The organism is Arenibaculum pallidiluteum (genome assembly GCF_017355985.1).
Classification (GTDB): domain Bacteria; phylum Pseudomonadota; class Alphaproteobacteria; order Azospirillales; family Azospirillaceae; genus Arenibaculum; species Arenibaculum pallidiluteum.
Genome location: NZ_JAFIQU010000020.1, coordinates 84669 through 100070 on the forward strand (window position 1 = coordinate 84669; position 15402 = coordinate 100070).

The following is a 15402-nucleotide window of genomic DNA, read 5'->3' on the forward strand; positions in this document are numbered from 1 at the left end:
CGCGGGCCGGGTCGCCTACTCGCGCTGGCCGAAGAGGTTCAGCAGCGAGGTGAAGAGGTTGATGAAGTTCAGGTACAGCGACAGCGCGCCGAAGATGGCGAGCTTGTTGTTGGATTCGACGCCCCAGTTCTCGTCGAAGGTCTCCTTGATGCGCTGCACGTCGAAGGCGGTCAGGCCGGTGAAGACCAGGACGCCGATCACCGAGATCGCGAACTGGAGCGCCGAGGAGCCGACGAAGATGTTCACCAGCCCCGCGATCACGATGCCGATCAGGCCCATGAGCAGGAAGCTGCCCATGCCCGTCAGGTCGCGTCGCGTGGTGTAGCCCCAGAGCGCCGTCCCCGCAAACATGCCGGCAGAGATGAAGAAGACCCGCGCGATGCTCGCCCCGGTGAAGACCAGGAAGATCGCCGCCATGGACAGGCCCATCACGGCCGAGAAGGCCCAGAAAAGCGCCTGCAGCGTCGAGGACGAGATCGTCTGAAGCCGGAAGGAGATGAAGAACACGAAGGCCAGCGGAGCCAGCATCACGACCCACTTCAGCGGCGAGCCGAAGATGAGCTGAAGCATCGCCGGACTCTGGCTGGTCATGAAGGCCACCAGCCCGGTCACGGCCAAGCCGCCGGTCATGTAGTTGAAGACACGCAGCATGTGCGTGCGCAGCCCGGCGTCGTAGACGGCCTGATCCGCCACACGCCCGGGCGCCGCATAACGGTTGAAAGGTCCGGTCGCCATTGTCGCCTCGGCAAGAAAGGGCACAGTGCGACAACTATATCAGCCGGATGGCCTGGGCTTTCAACGCCTTTCGGCGGATAGGATCTTTCGCCGCGCCGGCCCTCGTGCGCCGTCCGGCCCGGCTACTCGTTGCGCAGCAGCGGCGCCGCCGGTTGGCCGAGCGCCCGCCATGTCCCCACGAAGCCGAAGGCCAGCGTGATCACGGTGCACAGCGCGGCGACACCCAGCACCGATGCAGGAAGGAATACCCAGCGGTCCCAGCGCATCACCTCGATCAGCACGGCCCAGGCGGCCAGCGTGCCGATGGCGCCGGCGATCACCGCCGTGACGATGCCGAGAAGCCCGTATTCCAGCATGAAGGCGCGCAGGATCGCACCCCGCGTCGCGCCGAGCACCTTCAGCACCACCGCATCGTAGACCCGGCGCCGGTGCCCGGCCGCGACCGCCCCCGCGAGGACCAGCGTGCCGGCGATCAGGGTGACGGCCGCCGTCAGCCGCACGCCCGTCCCGATCTGGCCGAGCAGGGCGTTGACCTGGTCCAGCGCGTCCTTGACGCGCACGGTGGTGACGTTCGGGAAGCTGCGGGCAACCAGGCGCTGGATCTCCGGCTCGGCCTCGGGCGTGGCGCGCAGCGTCGCGATCCAGGTCTGGGGCGCTCCCTCCAGCAGGCCGGGCGCGAAGACGAGGGCGAAGTTGATGTTCAGCGACGAGAAGTCGACCTCGCGGACATTGGCGATCCGCGCTTCCATCGTGCGCCCCAGGATCGTGATGCCGAGCCGGTCGCCGGGGCCCACGCCGAAGGCGCGCGCCACGTCGCCGATCACCGAGATCAGCGGCGGCCCGGCATAGTCGCGCGGCCACCATTCGCCGGCCACGAGGCGAGAGCCCGAGGGCAGCTCGGCCGAATAGGTCAGCCCGCGGTCGCCGCGCGCCACCCAGCCCTCGGACGGGTCGACCACCGCCTTCTCGGCTTCGACGCCGTTCACGGTGGCGATGCGCCCGCGCAGCGAGGGAACCGCCATCAGCCCCTCGGCCCCGGGCACCGACTGGACGGCCTGGAACAGGCGCTCGCGCTGGTCGGGCTGGACGTCGATGAAGAAGAAGGACGGCGCGCCGGAGGGCACGGCCTCCTGCAGGCGGCGGGAGAAGTTGCCCTCCACCAGCGCGATCGCCACCAGCACCGTCAGGCCGAGCCCCAGCGAGAGCACGACCGAACCCGTCGGGTTGCCGGGACGGTGCAGGTTGGCCAGGGCTAGGCGCAGGCCGGGGTTGCGCGGGCGGCCCGCGCGCGCCGCGGCGTGCGTGACCAGCCAGGCCGCGCCGCGGAAGGCCAGCAGGGTCACGAAGGCGCCGGCCACGAACCAGGCGGCGAAGCTCCGGTCCGGAGCGGTCGCGATGGCGAGCGCGGCAAGGCCGAGAGCGGACGCGCCGGCCCCGAGCACATAGGCCTGCCGCGGCAGGGCGCGAACCGGCGCAACGGCGTCGCGGAACAGGGCCGCCGCCGGGATCTCCCCGGCCCGGCCGAGCGGCCAGAGCGAGAAGGCCAGCGCCGTCAGCAGGCCGAAGGCCGCCGCCGTGACCAGCGCCGCCGGCTGCAGCCCGACCCGGGCCGGCACCGGCAGGACATCCTCGAGCGCCGCCGCGGCGAGCGGCGGGACCAGCGCGCCGATTACCAGGCCGATGGCGATCCCGATCGCGGCCAGCGCAGTCACCTGCAGCAGGTAGGTCGCGAAGACCAGCCGCCCCGGGGCGCCCAGCGTCTTCAGCGTAGCGATGGTCTCGACCTTGCCATCGAGATAGGCGCGCACGGCATTGCCCACGCCCACTCCGCCGACCAGCAGCGCCGTCAGCCCGACCAGCGTCAGGAACAGGGCCAGACGGTTGATGAACTGCTGGAGCTGCGGCGCCGCGTCAGTGTAGTCGCGCACCCGCCAGCCGGCATCTGGGAAGGCGGCCGCCAGCTCGGACCGGACCGCCGCCACGTCGCTGCCCGGCGGCAGCGCCAGCCGGTAGGTCCAGTTCACCAGAGAGCCCGGCTGCAGGAGGCCGGTCTGCGCCAACGCCTCCAGCGGGACCATCAGACGCGGCCCCAGGGTGAATGCGCCCGACCCGGCCTTGTCGGGCTCGCGGGCGATGACGCCCCGCAGGACGAATTCTGCGTCGCCGACCCGCACCCGCTCGCCCACGGACAGGCCGAGCCGATCGAGGACGGCCTCCTCGGCCGCAACGCCCCAGGCGCCGTCGCGCTGGGCCAGAGCCGTCTCCACCGGCGCGCCGTCGCGCAGCGTCGCCGTGCCGTACAGGGGATAGGCGCCGTCCACGGCCTTCAGCTCGACGAGGGTCGAGCGGCCCTCGCCGGCGATCGCCATGGCGCGCATCTCGACGCCCTCGGCCACGCGCCCGCGGGCGCGCAGCCAGTCCTGCTGGGCATCGCTCGCAGGGCGGTAGATCAGGCGCAGGGCGATGTCGCCGCCCAGGATGGCCCGGCCGTCCTCGCGCAGCCCGTCCAGGATGCCGCCCGCGACCGACTGGACCGCGGCGATGGCCGCGACGCCCAGCGCCAGGCAGGCGATGAAGATGCGGAAGCCGCGCAGCCCGCCACGCAGCTCGCGCCGGGCCAGACGCCAGGCCTGTGCGATCATGGATGCCCGCCGACCGCCTGGAGCGCCGCCGGCGCCGCGTCCTGGCCGACGATCCGGCCGTCCACCAGGCGCACCGACCGATCGCATCGCGCGGCCAGGGCCGCGTCGTGGGTGATCAGCACCAGGGTGGTCCCGCGTTCCCGCGCGAGCTCGAACAGCAGGGCCATGATCCTGGCCCCGGTCTCGCCGTCGAGGTTGCCGGTGGGCTCGTCCGCCAGCAGGAGCCGGGGCTCGACCGCGAAGGCGCGGGCCAGGGCGACGCGCTGCTGCTCGCCCCCCGAGAGCTGGCCGGGATAATGCGTGATGCGGTGGCCCAGCCCGACGGCCTCCAGCCGCTCACGGGCGCGCTCGAAGGCGTCGGCGCGGCCTGCGAATTCCAGCGGGATCGCCACGTTCTCCAGCGCCGTCATGGTCGGCACCAGATGGAAGGACTGGAAGACGATGCCGACATTGTCGCGCCGGAAGCGCGCCAGCGCGTCCTCGTCCATGCGGCCGAGATCCTGGCCGGCGACCATGACGCGCCCGGAGCTCGGCCGCTCCAGGCCCGCCATGATCATCATCATGGTCGATTTTCCGGAGCCCGAGGGACCCACGACGCCTAGCACCTCGCCGCGACCGACGCTGAGGTCGATTCCCCGCAGGATGTTGACGGTCCCGGCCTCGCTCTCCACCTTCAACTGCACGTCGCTCAGGGCGACGATCGCTTCATTCATCATGTCGGGAATTCGCAGCATGCGGGGAACACCCAGCGGATATGGCCCCCTGGGCCGCGTTTTCAACGCGACCGTGCTGCTGGCGGTGCTGGCGCTGCTCGTGCTGGCCACGCCGGCTCGCGCGGCGGGCACGCTGCGGATCCTGGCCCTGGGCGACAGCCTGACGGCGGGCTTCGGCCTGCCGCCGGAGGAGAGCTTCACCACGAAGCTCGAGCAGGCGCTGAAGGCCCGGGGCCACGACGTCAGCGTGATCAATGGCGGCGTCTCGGGCGACACGACGGCTGGCGGGCTGGCGCGGCTGGACTGGTCGCTGGCCGATTCGCCGGGGCTGGTGATCGTCGAGCTCGGCGCCAATGACGGCCTGCGCGGCATCGACCCGGCGGCGACCCGGGCCAACCTGGACGCGATCCTGACGCGGCTGAAGGAGCGCGGCATCCCGGTGCTGCTGGCCGGCATGTACGCCCCGCGCAACCTCGGCCGCGACTTCGCCGAAAGATTCGACCGGATCTTCCCGGAGCTTGCGGCCAAGCACGATGTCGCGCTTTATCCCTTCTTCCTGGACGGCGTCGCAACCGACCCGAAGCTGAACCAACCCGACGGCATCCACCCGAACGCCGCCGGCGTCGCGGTGATCGTCGAGCGGATCGTCCCGGCCGTGGAGCCGCTGGTCCGCGCCGCCCAGGGCTGAGCCCCGGACGGCCCCGGCCGCCCGTCATCCACGCGCCGCCCCAACGGAAGAAGAGCAAGCCAAGCCATGCGTACCCGCCGCCTCGGCCGAACCGACTTGGCCGTCACCGAGATCTGCCTCGGCACCATGACCTGGGGCCGCCAGAACACCGAAGCCGAGGGCCACGCCCAGATGGACTACGCGCTGGAGCGCGGCGTCACGTTCTGGGACACGGCCGAGATGTACGCGATCCCGCCGACGGCCGAGACCTTCGGTCGGACCGAGGAGATCATCGGGAGCTGGCTCGCGAGCCGGGGCGGTCGCGACCGCATCGTGCTGGCGAGCAAGGCCGTCGGCCGTTCCCCCGGCGGCTTCGGTTGGGTGCGCGACGGCCAGCCGCGCCTGGACCGCGCGAACCTCGTGCGCGCCGTCGAGGACAGCCTGCGGCGCCTGCGCACGGACTACATCGACCTCTACCAGCTCCACTGGCCCGACCGATCGACGAACCGGTTCGGCGCCCGAGGCTTCGCGCTCGGCGACGACGAGGGCGCAACCCCGATCGCCGAGACGCTCGAGGCGCTGGCCGGGCTGGTCCGGGCCGGGAAGATCCGCCATGTCGGCCTGTCCAACGAATCGGCCTGGGGCGTCATGACCTATCTGCGGGCGGCCGAGCTGCACGGCTACTCGCGCATCGTCTCCATCCAGAACGCCTATAGCCTGCTGAACCGGACCTTCGAGGGCGACCTGGCCGAGGTCGCGATCCGCGAGCAGGTGGGGCTGCTGGCCTATTCGCCCCTGGCGGCCGGCACCCTGACCGGCAAGTACCTCGACGGCCGGATGCCCGAGGGCACGCGCCGCGCCATCGACCACCGCAAGTCCCGCTACGCCCGCGTCAACGCCGACGCGGCGACTCGCCGGTACCTGGAGATCGCGCGCCGGCACGGGCTCGATCCCGCGCAGATGGCGATCGCCTTCGTGCTGTCTCAGCCCTTCGTCACGGCCGCGATCATCGGGGCCACCACCATGGACCACCTGAAGACCAACATCGCGGCGGGGGAGCTCCGGCTGTCCGCGGAGGTGCTGGCCGAGATCGAGGAGGCCCACGAGGCGATCCCGGACCCCTGCCCATGATCAGGCTCTTCGTCGCGCTGGAGCTGCCGGAGCCGGTACGGGCGCGCCTGGCCGGGCTCGGTGGCGGCGTGCCCGGCGCCCGCTGGACGGAGCCCGAGAACCTGCACCTGACCGTGCGCTTCATCGGCGAGGTCGGCGAGGACGTCCTCGCCGAGATCGACCTGGCGCTGGCGGCCGTGCGGGCGCCGGGCTTCGACCTGATGCTGGACGGCGTCGGCCAGTTCGGCCAGGGGCGCAAGGCGCGCGTCCTGTGGGCGGGGGTCGAGCGCAGCGACGCCCTGGTCCACCTGAACCAGAAGGTCGAGAGCGCGCTGGTGCGCGCGGGGCTTGCGCCCGAGGAGCGCCGCTTCTCCCCCCATGTCACCCTGGCCCGGCTGAAGGACGCGCCGCCGGAGCGCGTGGCCCGCTTCATGGAGGAGCGCGCGCTGTTCCGCACGGAGCCCTTCCCGATACGCCATTTCACGCTTTTCGAAAGTCGCACCGGCAACGGCGGGCCCGTCTACGTACCGCTGCGGGAATACGAGCTCGACTGAAAGGGACCGGCAAGTCACGGCGCCGGTCGCGCGCGCGGTGTGCCATCGCGCGGCCGCGCACGATTCCGTCCTTGGCTTTCCGGGGGCTTCGGTGTATCTCCCGTGCCCTTCATCGGGAGTCACGAGATCATGGCGTATAGCAACAAGGACGAGACGAGCATCCTCGGTGCCTCCGAGGCCGAGCTCGTCGGCCGCACCCGCCGTCCGGGTATTGTGGACCTGTCCGACGACCAGCTCCGCAGCCTGCTGGACGAGGTCGCCGGCAAGGAGAAGGCCCTCGGCACCAAGATCGCCGGCTTCCGCCGCGCGCTGAACGGCCGTGGCGGCCAGAAGCCTGGCGCCGCCGACGCGGGCATCGCGCGCAAGAAGCAGGTCTATGCCAAGGCCGTCCAGCGCCTGAAGCGCGAGATGGGCCGCCGCGACAGCTTCGTCACCGCCAAGAAGGCCGAGCGCCGGGCCGCGAAGAGCGCCTGAGCCCGACGCCGCCCCAGGGCGGCGTCCCGGAGCCGCCGCGAGGCGGCGCTTGTGTCCTGGCCGCCGCGAGGCAGCCCTTGTGCCCGAAGCCGCCGCGAGGCGGCTTCCGTGTGCGAGGCCCCGGCGGCACCCAGCTTCATCCGGCCCTGCCCCGTCCCGCCCTGCTCGATCCGGCCTGCCGGATCCAGGAACCGCGGATCCCGGGCAGGACCGGAAGCCGGCCGCCGATGGCGGCCAGGCCCAGGGCGATCAGCCCCATCCCCCCGAGATGCCGGAGCTCGAGCCGCTCGCCGAGTACCAGCGTGCCGAGCAGCAGCGCGCTGACAGGGATCAGGAAGGTCACGAGCACCACGTTCGTGGCCCCGGCCCGGGCCAGGATCCGGAAGAAGATCACATAGGCCAGCGCCGTGCTGAGCAGCGCAAGGCCGGTCAGGGCGGCCCAGGAGGCGGGGCCCGGCATGGGCAGCGTCCATGGCCGGTCCACCGTCAGGGCGAGCGGCACCAGCATCAGCGTGGTCATGCTCACCTGCCCCATGGCCGTGACCAGCGGCTCCTGGCCGCGGAAGCGCCGGCCGTAGATCCCGGCGAGGCCGTAGGACAGGGCCGCGCCCAGCACGGCGAGCTGGGCGGCGGTCTCGCCTCCAAGGCCGGCCAGCGCCGCCGGGCCGACCATCACCACGACGCCCGCGAATCCGGCGAGCACGCCGCCCAGCCGCGCCGGCGTCAGCCGCTCGTCCCGGGTCAGCAGATGGGCCAGCACCACGCCCCAGAGCGGCGTGGTCGCGTTCAGGATGGCGGCCAGACCGCTGCCGATCCGCGTCTGGCCCCAGAAGATCAGGGTGAAGGGGACCAGGTTGTTCAGGACGCCCATGCCTGCGAAGGCGAGCCATGGACCGCATCCGCGCGGCATGGCGAGGCCCCGCGCCCGCAGCACGATCCCGAGCGCCGCCGCGGCGAGCGCCACCCGGCCCAGCGCCAGGGTGAGGGGCGGGATCTCGGCCACGGCGATCTTCGCGAAGAAGAAGGACCCGCCCCAGAGCACCGAGAGGACACCCAGAAGCGCCCAGTCGCCCGCCCCCATCCGCGCAGCGCTCATCGCCATGCTTCCCGTCCGTCCGCCGTTTCCCGAGCGGGGAACCATGCGCCGCCGGCCGGCGGTGGGGCGACCCGGATCTTGCCCCCGGGCCTCAGAGCGGCTCGCCGCGGATCAGGCGGGGCAGCTGGCCGACCATGCCCATGGCATGGCGCATGAAGAGGCGCTTGAGCGGCGGCAGCCGGTGCACCGCCGCCATGCCCAGGTCGCGGGCCAGGCGCAGCGGCGCGATGTCGTTGGAGAACAGCCGCGTCAGCGCGTCGGTCACCGCGATCAGGCTGACATTGTCGAACCGGCGCCAGCGCTGGTAGCGCGCCAGTACGTCGGCCCCGCCGGGATCCAGGCCGAGCCGGCGCGCATCCACCACCGCCTCGGCCAGGGCGGCCACGTCGCGCAGGCCCATGTTCAGGCCCTGGCCGGCGATGGGGTGCATCGCATGGGCCGCCTCGCCCACCAGCGCGAGCCGGTCGTCGACGTAGCGCTCGGCATGCATGACGCCCAGCGGCCAGCTCCAGCGCCGGGTGACCGGGCGAATCGTCCCCAGCCAGGGGCCCGCCCGCCGCTCCAGCTCGCGCGCAAAGGCGGCGTCCGGAAGGTCGCGGTACAGGGCCAGCATGTCGTCGCGCAGGCTCCAGACGATCGAGGACCGATGGGGAACCCCCTCGACCGGACACAGCGGCAGCACGGCGAAGGGGCCGCTGGGAAGGAAATGCTCCAGCGCGATGCCGTGATGCGGCTTCTCGTGGCCGATGTTGCAGATCAGCGCCGTCTGTCCGTAGCGCAGGCGCGTCACCCCAATCCCCGCATGCTTGCGGCAGAAGGAATCCTTGCCGTCGGCGCCGACCACCAGCCGCGCCCTCACGCGGCGTCCGTCCGACAGCTCGGCCGTCGCCCCGCCCGCATCGCGCGCCAGCGCCGTCACGGCGACCGGGGCGAGGTGGAGGAGGCGGCCGCCCGCCTCGGCGGAAAGCGCCCGCGCACGTTCGGCCAGGGCGTGCCGGATCGTGGCGTTGTCGACCACGTGGCCCATGGCGCCGAGACCGACATCCTGGTGGTCGTAGTGAAGGAAGAGCGGCGAGTTCTTGTCCGCGACCCGGATGTCCCAGATGGATCCGCCCTCGGCGGCCTCGGCCATGTACGGCCACACACCCGCGCCTTCGAGCACCCGGCGCGAGCCCAGGGCGAGCGCCGTCGTGCGGCCGTCGAAGGCGTCGGTGCCCGGGACGGCAGGAAGGTCGCGGTCGGCGCAGACCACCGGGACGCCGGCCCCCGCGAGCGCGCAGGCAAGCGTCAGGCCGGACAGGCCACCGCCCACCACGAGGACGTCCGCTGCGATCTCGGATCCGGGGAAAAGGGCTGGGGCGTCGGTCATGGCGGCAGAATCGGAAGCGGCGCCGCGGATGTCCAGGACTTCGTGACATCCTGCCGCATCCGCCCCGGCGCGACGCCGGGCATGCGCACAAAAATCAGGCGTTTTCTGCCTTGATCCTGGGCAGGTCGGACGGGGTAGCGGGCGCCGGCCATCCCTGCCGCGCCGGTTGCGGTGCGGCACAATATCCGGCACGTTTCTTGAAAAGAGATCCCGGGCGGTCCTTCGGGACCCGGCGGACACAAGGAGCGGACCCGGCGGGGGGTCGGCCGAACATCGACGAGGGATAACTCCATGAAGCTCGTAATGGCCATCATCAAGCCCTTCAAGCTGGACGAGGTGCGCGAGGCGCTGACCTCGCTGGGTATCCAGGGTCTCACGGTCAGCGAAGTGAAGGGTTTCGGCCGCCAGAAGGGCCAGACCGAGATCTACCGCGGGGCGGAATACTCCGTGTCGTTCCTGCCCAAGGTGAAGGTCGAGGTCGCCGTGGACGATCCCATGGCCGATCAGGTCGTCGAGGCGATCCAGAAGGCGGCCAACACCGGGCGCATCGGCGACGGCAAGATCTTCGTGATGGAGATCGCCCAGGCCGTCCGCATCCGCACCGGCGAACAGAACGCCGAAGCGCTCTGAAACGATCCCTCGCATCCGGTTCCGGAGGGCCCGGCGCGTCGCGCCGGGCCCTTTTCCTTTGCACCAAATCTCAACGCTTCCGGCGCATCATGGACGGCCGCCGCGCACGCAGGGGCGCGGCCGCGGGCGCGCGGCAGGCCGGCCGGCCGGAATGATCCGAGGCGGATGCCGCGATCCCGATGTAAGGTGCGGGGCGGGTTCACGACCGGGCGGGGTTCCGTCCGGGACGATCCCGCTCTAGTCTCGTTCCCGTTCCGTACGCGGCCCCCGCGCCGCACGACCCGGTGGTGTCCCCCGCGCATGATCCCTCTGGCCAATCCCCGTCTCGACCGGCTTCGCGACTATCCCTTCGCCCGGCTGGCGCAGCTCCTCGAAGGCGTCGCGCCGCGCTCGAACCTGGAGCCGATCGTAATGACGATCGGCGAGCCGCAGCACGCCCCGCCCGCCCTGATCGAGGAGACGCTGCGCGCCAATGCCCATCTCTGGGGCAAGTACCCGCCGGTCTTCGGCACGCCCGAGTTCCGCAGCTCCGCGGTCCGATGGATCGGCCGCCGCTACGGCGATGCCGCGGCCGCCCTGGTGGACCCGCAGGAGGGCGTCCTGCCGGTCTCGGGCACGCGCGAAGCTCTGTTCCTGGCGGCCATGCTTGCCGTTCCCGAGCGCAAGGCCGGCGCCGTTCCGGCGGTGCTGCTGCCCAATCCCTTCTACGCCGCCTACGAGGGCGCGGCGGTGATGGCGGGCGCGGAGCCGGTCTTCCTGCCCTGCGACCGTGAGACCGGCTTCCTGCCGGACCTGGACGCTCTATCGCCCGAGCTCCTGGCGCGCACGGCACTCTTCTACCTGTGCTCGCCCTCCAATCCGCAGGGCGCCGCGGCCGACCGCGCCTATCTCGGGCGCGCCATCGCGCTGGCGCGCCGCCACGGCTTCGTCCTGGCGGTGGACGAGTGCTATTCCGAGATCTGGGACCGCACGCCGCCCCCCGGCGTGCTGGAGGTCGCGGCCGCCATGGGCGGCGGCCTCGACGGGGTGATGGTGTTCCACTCGCTCTCCAAGCGGTCGAGCGCGGCCGGGCTGCGATCTGGCTTCGTGGCCGGGCCGGTCGAGCTGATGCGCCTTTACGGCCGGCTCCGGAGCTACGGCATGGCCGGTGTGCCCCTCCCGACGCTGGCGGCCTCGGCCGCGCTCTGGGACGACGACGCCCATGTCGAGGAGAACCGGAGGCTGTACCGCGCCAAGTTCGACGCGGCCGAGGCGGCGCTCGGCGGCCGCTTCGGATTCCGCCGTCCGGACGGGGGCTTCTTCCTGTGGCTCGAGGTCGGCGATGGCGAGCAGGCGGCGCTGCGGCTTTGGCAGGAGGCCGGGGTCAAGGTCCTGCCGGGCGCCTACCTGACGCGGCCCGGCCCCGACGGGACCAATGCGGGCGTGCCCTATATCCGCGTCGCCCTGGTCCACGACGCGGAGGTCGTCGGCGAGGCCTGCGCGCGCATCGCGCAGGCGCTCTGAGCGGAACGGAGGCGGGATTCATGGCGAGTCGCACGATGACGCCCCGGAACCGGCGGGACAGGGCGCTGCTGCCCGCGGCCGTCGCCGACTTCCTGCGCCGCCGCACGGTCGAGGCCGGGGGCGGGCTCCTGGCCTCGGCGGGGCTGCTGCTGGCGGCCGTGCTGCTGACCTACGACCGCGCCGACCCGTCCTTCAACACGGCCGTCAGCCCCGAGTCGAACCAGCGCGTGGGAAACATCCTGGGCGTCCCCGGCGCCCATGTGGCGGACCTGCTGCTCCAGCCCCTGGGCGCGGCGGCCTACCTGCTGCCGCTGCTGATGCTGATGTGGGGCCTGCGCCTGATGGCGCATCGGGGCTTCGGCAGGCCGCTGCACAGGCTGCTGCCCGCCGTGCTGGCCGTGCTCCTCGCCTCCACCGGCCTGGCCGGCCTGCCGGCGTTCCCGGGCTGGCAGCTCGTTCACGACCATCTCGGCGGCGGCGGTGGCGCGCTGCTGCTCGGCGGGCTCGCAGGCCTGCTGGGCGCGGGGACGCGCAGCCTGGTCGCCCTGGGATCCGGCATCCTCGCGGCGCTGCTGACGATCCCCGCGGTCGGCCTGTCGGTCGCCGACTGGACCGCGGGCGCCCGCGGCGTCGGCCGGGCCGCCGGCGCGGCCGGGCGAGGCGCGCGCGATGTGATCGACCGGTCCGGCGAGCTGGCGGCCTGGGCGGGACGCCAAGCCGGCGAGATGATTCGCCGCGACCCCAGCTTCGGCGAAGCGCAGCCGCCGCGCGGCGCGGCCGGAGTCGGGGCCGGGACTGGGGCCGGGACTGGGGCCGGGACTGGGGCTGGGACTGGGGCCGGGCACGCCGAGATGGACGGCCCGGTGCTCCGCCCCATGCGCCCGCAGCCCGGCGACATGCCGCCCGAGATGCCGCGCGAGGAGGTCTTCGCCGAGTCGCGGCTCACCAGGAACGCGCCGGTGATCGGGCCCAAGCCAAAGCCGGTCGAGCCCGGGCGGCGGGTCGAGGCCGAGCGCCAGGCCGAGCTGCTGCCCGGCGCCAGGTACGAGCTGCCGCCTCTGGAGCTGCTCCAGCTTCCCGAGGCGGCGGCCCGCCCGGCCGCTCTGAACGAGGAGGCGCTGCAGCGCAACGCCGCCATGCTGGAGGGCGTACTGGCCGATTTCGGCGTGCGCGGCGAGATCCGCAAGGTGCATCCCGGTCCCGTCGTCACCCTCTACGAGCTCGAACCCGCTCCGGGGACCAAGTCGAGCCGGGTCATCGGCTTGGCCGACGACATCGCGCGCTCGATGAGCGCGGTGTCGGTCCGCGTCGCGGTCGTGCCCGGGCGCAACGTGATCGGCATCGAGCTGCCCAACGCCAAGCGCGAGACCGTCTACCTGCGCGAGCTGCTGGGGGCCGACGCCTACGACCGGTCCGGGGCCAAGCTGGCGCTGGTGCTGGGCAAGGATATTGGCGGCGAACCCATCATCGCGGACCTGGCGCGCTTCCCCCACCTCCTGGTGGCCGGCACCACCGGCTCGGGCAAGTCGGTCGCCGTCAACACCATGATCCTGTCGCTGCTGTACCGGCTCGCCCCGGACAAGTGCCGCTTCATCATGATCGATCCGAAAATGCTGGAGCTCTCGGTCTACGAGGGCATCCCGCACCTGCTGGCGCCGGTGGTGACGGATCCCAAGAAGGCGGTCGTCGCGCTGAAATGGACGGTCCGCGAGATGGAGGACCGCTATCGCGCCATGTCCAAGCTGGGCGTGCGCAACATCGAGGGCTACAACGCGCGCCTGCGCGAGGCCCGCAAGACCAACGAGACGCTGACCCGCCGCGTGCAGACGGGCTTCGATCCCGACACCGGCAAGCCGATCTTCGAGGACCAGCCCCTGGAGCTGGTCGAGCTGCCCTACATCGTGGTCATCGTCGACGAGATGGCCGACCTGATGCTGGTGGCGGGCAAGGAGATCGAGGGCGCGATCCAGCGCCTGGCGCAGATGGCCCGTGCGGCGGGCATCCACCTGATCATGGCGACGCAGCGGCCCTCGGTCGACGTGATCACCGGCACGATCAAGGCCAACTTCCCGACCCGCATCTCCTTCCAGGTCACCTCCAAGATCGACAGCCGCACCATCCTCGGCGAGCAGGGCGCCGAGCAGCTCCTGGGGCAGGGCGACATGCTCTACATGGCTGGCGGCGGCCGCATCACGCGCGTCCACGGCCCCTTCGTCGCAGACCACGAGGTCGAGGCGGTGGTGCGCTACCTGAAGACCCAGGGCGAGCCCTCCTACGTGGACGCCATCACCGAGGACGAGGACGAGATGTCCGTCTTCGAAGCCGAGGAGAGCGCCGGCGGATCGGGAGACGAGCTCTACGACAAGGCGGTCGCCCTGGTCCTGCGCGAGAAGAAAGCCTCGACCTCCTTCGTCCAGCGCCACCTGCAGATCGGCTACAACAAGGCCGCGCGGCTGGTGGAGCGCATGGAGGCCGAGGGGCTCGTGGGGCCCGCCAACCACGTCGGCAAGCGCGAGATCCTGGCCGGCGGCGGGATGGCAGAGGACTGAGCGGGCAGGGCCGGGGACCCGCCGTGGCGGTCCTCAGCCCAGCAGCGCCTGGAGGTCGGGCGGCAGGGCGCCGCGACGGCGCAGGACCTCCGCCTTCATCAGCAGCGCCACGCTGGTCGAATCGGTGATCCCGCCGTCCAGCGCCATGGACACGGCCTCGTCGAAGGGCAGGCGCCGGATCTCCAGCACCTCCTGCGGGTCGGCGATGCCGGGGCAGGGCTCCAGCTCCCAGGCGAGGAAGCCGTGGGTGCGCGTGCGCACCAGGGCGGCGAGCTGATCGAGCTCCAGGATCTCGAGCCAGCGGCCGGCTTTGAGGTCGACCTCCTCCGACAGCTCGCGCGTCGCGCAGGCCAGCGGCTCCTCGGCCGCGGGATCGTGTCCGCCCTTGGGCAGCTCCCAGCGCCAGGCGCCCTGGGCGAAGCGCCACTGGCCGACCAGGCGGGTGTGACCGTCGGCATCGACGGGCAGCACCGCGACGCCATGCTTGCGCATGTGGACGGTCGCGTAGCGCCCGGGATTGCCGCCGGCATCCACCACCGCGGCATCATCGAGGCGCAGCCATGCGTTCTCGAAGCGGGTGGCCGTGTCGAGGATGGTCCAGGGGTTGCGCCGCTTGTCCATGGGGAGTTCCTTTCGGGGGGCGCTCTTGTATCGCCGGGTCGAGCCGGCATATGGAGTCACATGATCGCGACACTTCTGACAAGGCGCCTGCGCGCCGGCCTGGCCGCCATCGCACTGGTCGGCCCGATGGTCCTGATGCCGAGCATTCCGGCCGCCCAGGCGGCACAGACCGCCCAGACGGCGCTCTCCGAGCAGGACCGTGCCGACATCGCCCGCGCCGAGAAGGCGCTGGACGGCATCCGCACGCTCCAGGCGCGCTTCATCCAGACCGCCGACAACGGCGGGACCGCCATGGGAACGGCCTATGTGTCGCGCCCGGGACGGATGCGGCTCCAGTACGACCCGCCTGTCCGCGACTTCATCGTCTCGGACGGGACCTTCGTTTACTACTGGGACGACGAGCTGAAGCAGCAGTCGAACACGACGCTGGGCTCGACCCTGGCCGATCTGATCCTGCGCGAGGACGTGAAGCTCTCGGGGGCGGTCACGGTGACCCGGGTGGATCGGCGCCCCGGCGTTCTGGAGATCACCGTGGTCGAGACCAAGGAGCCCGGCAAGGGAAGCCTGACCCTGGTCTTCGAGGACAACCCGCTGCAGCTCCGCAAGTGGCGGGTACTGGATGCCCAGGGCCTCACGACCGAGGTCGCGCTCCAGAACCCGCGCTACGACGTGGCGCTGGACCGGAGCCTTTTCGTGTTCCGTGAACCGACGGGCTGGGGCGGCCCGGGCAACTGAGCCC

The 15402-nt window shown here is 72.0% G+C and carries 14 protein-coding genes; 8 read left to right on the plus strand and 6 right to left on the minus strand.

What is annotated here, in order from left to right:
- Positions 1-15 precede the first annotated feature (15 nt).
- The 3 genes from JUB13_RS27030 to JUB13_RS27040 form a co-directional block, all read right to left on the minus strand.
- Positions 16-735, minus strand: a complete 720-nt coding sequence (locus JUB13_RS27030; protein ID WP_207484781.1) for a Bax inhibitor-1/YccA family protein — start codon at positions 733-735, stop codon at positions 16-18.
- Between the two features lie 122 nt (positions 736-857).
- Positions 858-3377: an ABC transporter permease gene (locus JUB13_RS27035; protein WP_207484785.1), complete on the minus strand. Its 2520-nt coding sequence runs from the start codon at positions 3375-3377 to the stop codon at positions 858-860.
- Positions 3374-4093: an ABC transporter ATP-binding protein gene (locus JUB13_RS27040; protein WP_236025251.1), complete on the minus strand. Its 720-nt coding sequence runs from the start codon at positions 4091-4093 to the stop codon at positions 3374-3376. Before JUB13_RS27040 ends, JUB13_RS27035 begins: the two co-directional genes overlap by 4 nt.
- A gap of 16 nt (positions 4094-4109) precedes the next feature.
- Here JUB13_RS27040 and JUB13_RS27045 point away from each other — a divergent pair, with 16 nt between their 5' ends.
- From JUB13_RS27045 to JUB13_RS27060, 4 genes are all read left to right on the plus strand, one after another.
- A complete protein-coding gene (locus JUB13_RS27045) occupies positions 4110-4778 on the plus strand; it encodes an arylesterase (RefSeq protein WP_236025252.1) in 669 nt (222 codons plus the stop codon).
- Positions 4779-4844: 66 nt separating this feature from the next.
- Complete coding sequence (locus tag JUB13_RS27050; RefSeq protein ID WP_207484801.1) at positions 4845-5888, plus strand: NADP(H)-dependent aldo-keto reductase; 1044 nt, start codon at positions 4845-4847, stop codon at positions 5886-5888.
- Positions 5885-6421 carry an RNA 2',3'-cyclic phosphodiesterase gene (gene thpR, locus JUB13_RS27055; protein WP_207484811.1) on the plus strand — a complete coding sequence of 179 codons (537 nt, stop codon included), beginning with the start codon at positions 5885-5887 and terminating at the stop codon, positions 6419-6421. The genes JUB13_RS27050 and thpR overlap by 4 nt, the downstream gene beginning before the upstream one ends.
- Before the next feature lie 129 nt (positions 6422-6550).
- Positions 6551-6895 (plus strand): hypothetical protein, encoded by a 345-nt coding sequence (locus JUB13_RS27060; RefSeq protein ID WP_207484815.1) that lies wholly within the window; start codon positions 6551-6553, stop codon positions 6893-6895.
- A gap of 136 nt (positions 6896-7031) precedes the next feature.
- Here JUB13_RS27060 and JUB13_RS27065 read toward each other — a convergent pair whose 3' ends face one another.
- On the minus strand, positions 7032-7991 hold the full coding sequence (locus JUB13_RS27065; RefSeq protein WP_207484817.1) for a DMT family transporter: 960 nt from the start codon (positions 7989-7991) through the stop codon (positions 7032-7034).
- Positions 7992-8082: 91 nt separating this feature from the next.
- Positions 8083-9360 (minus strand): UbiH/UbiF/VisC/COQ6 family ubiquinone biosynthesis hydroxylase, encoded by a 1278-nt coding sequence (locus JUB13_RS27070; RefSeq protein WP_207484821.1) that lies wholly within the window; start codon positions 9358-9360, stop codon positions 8083-8085.
- Between the two features lie 291 nt (positions 9361-9651).
- On the opposite strand from JUB13_RS27070, the gene JUB13_RS27075 reads away from it, so the two are divergent.
- From JUB13_RS27075 to JUB13_RS27085, 3 genes are all read left to right on the plus strand, one after another.
- Positions 9652-9990: a P-II family nitrogen regulator gene (locus JUB13_RS27075; protein WP_207484824.1), complete on the plus strand. Its 339-nt coding sequence runs from the start codon at positions 9652-9654 to the stop codon at positions 9988-9990.
- A 300-nt stretch (positions 9991-10290) separates the two neighbouring features.
- Positions 10291-11493 carry an aminotransferase class I/II-fold pyridoxal phosphate-dependent enzyme gene (locus JUB13_RS27080; RefSeq protein WP_207484834.1) on the plus strand — a complete coding sequence of 401 codons (1203 nt, stop codon included), beginning with the start codon at positions 10291-10293 and terminating at the stop codon, positions 11491-11493.
- 20 nt (positions 11494-11513) lie between these two features.
- Positions 11514-14042, plus strand: coding sequence for an FtsK/SpoIIIE family DNA translocase (locus tag JUB13_RS27085; protein WP_207484844.1), 2529 nt, complete (start codon positions 11514-11516; stop codon positions 14040-14042).
- A gap of 33 nt (positions 14043-14075) precedes the next feature.
- On the opposite strand, the gene JUB13_RS27090 is transcribed toward JUB13_RS27085, so the two are convergent.
- Positions 14076-14663: an NUDIX domain-containing protein gene (locus JUB13_RS27090; protein ID WP_207484848.1), complete on the minus strand. Its 588-nt coding sequence runs from the start codon at positions 14661-14663 to the stop codon at positions 14076-14078.
- A 60-nt stretch (positions 14664-14723) separates the two neighbouring features.
- Between JUB13_RS27090 and JUB13_RS27095 the strand changes: the two genes are divergently transcribed.
- Positions 14724-15398: a LolA family protein gene (locus JUB13_RS27095; RefSeq protein WP_207484851.1), complete on the plus strand. Its 675-nt coding sequence runs from the start codon at positions 14724-14726 to the stop codon at positions 15396-15398.
- Positions 15399-15402 lie beyond the last annotated feature (4 nt).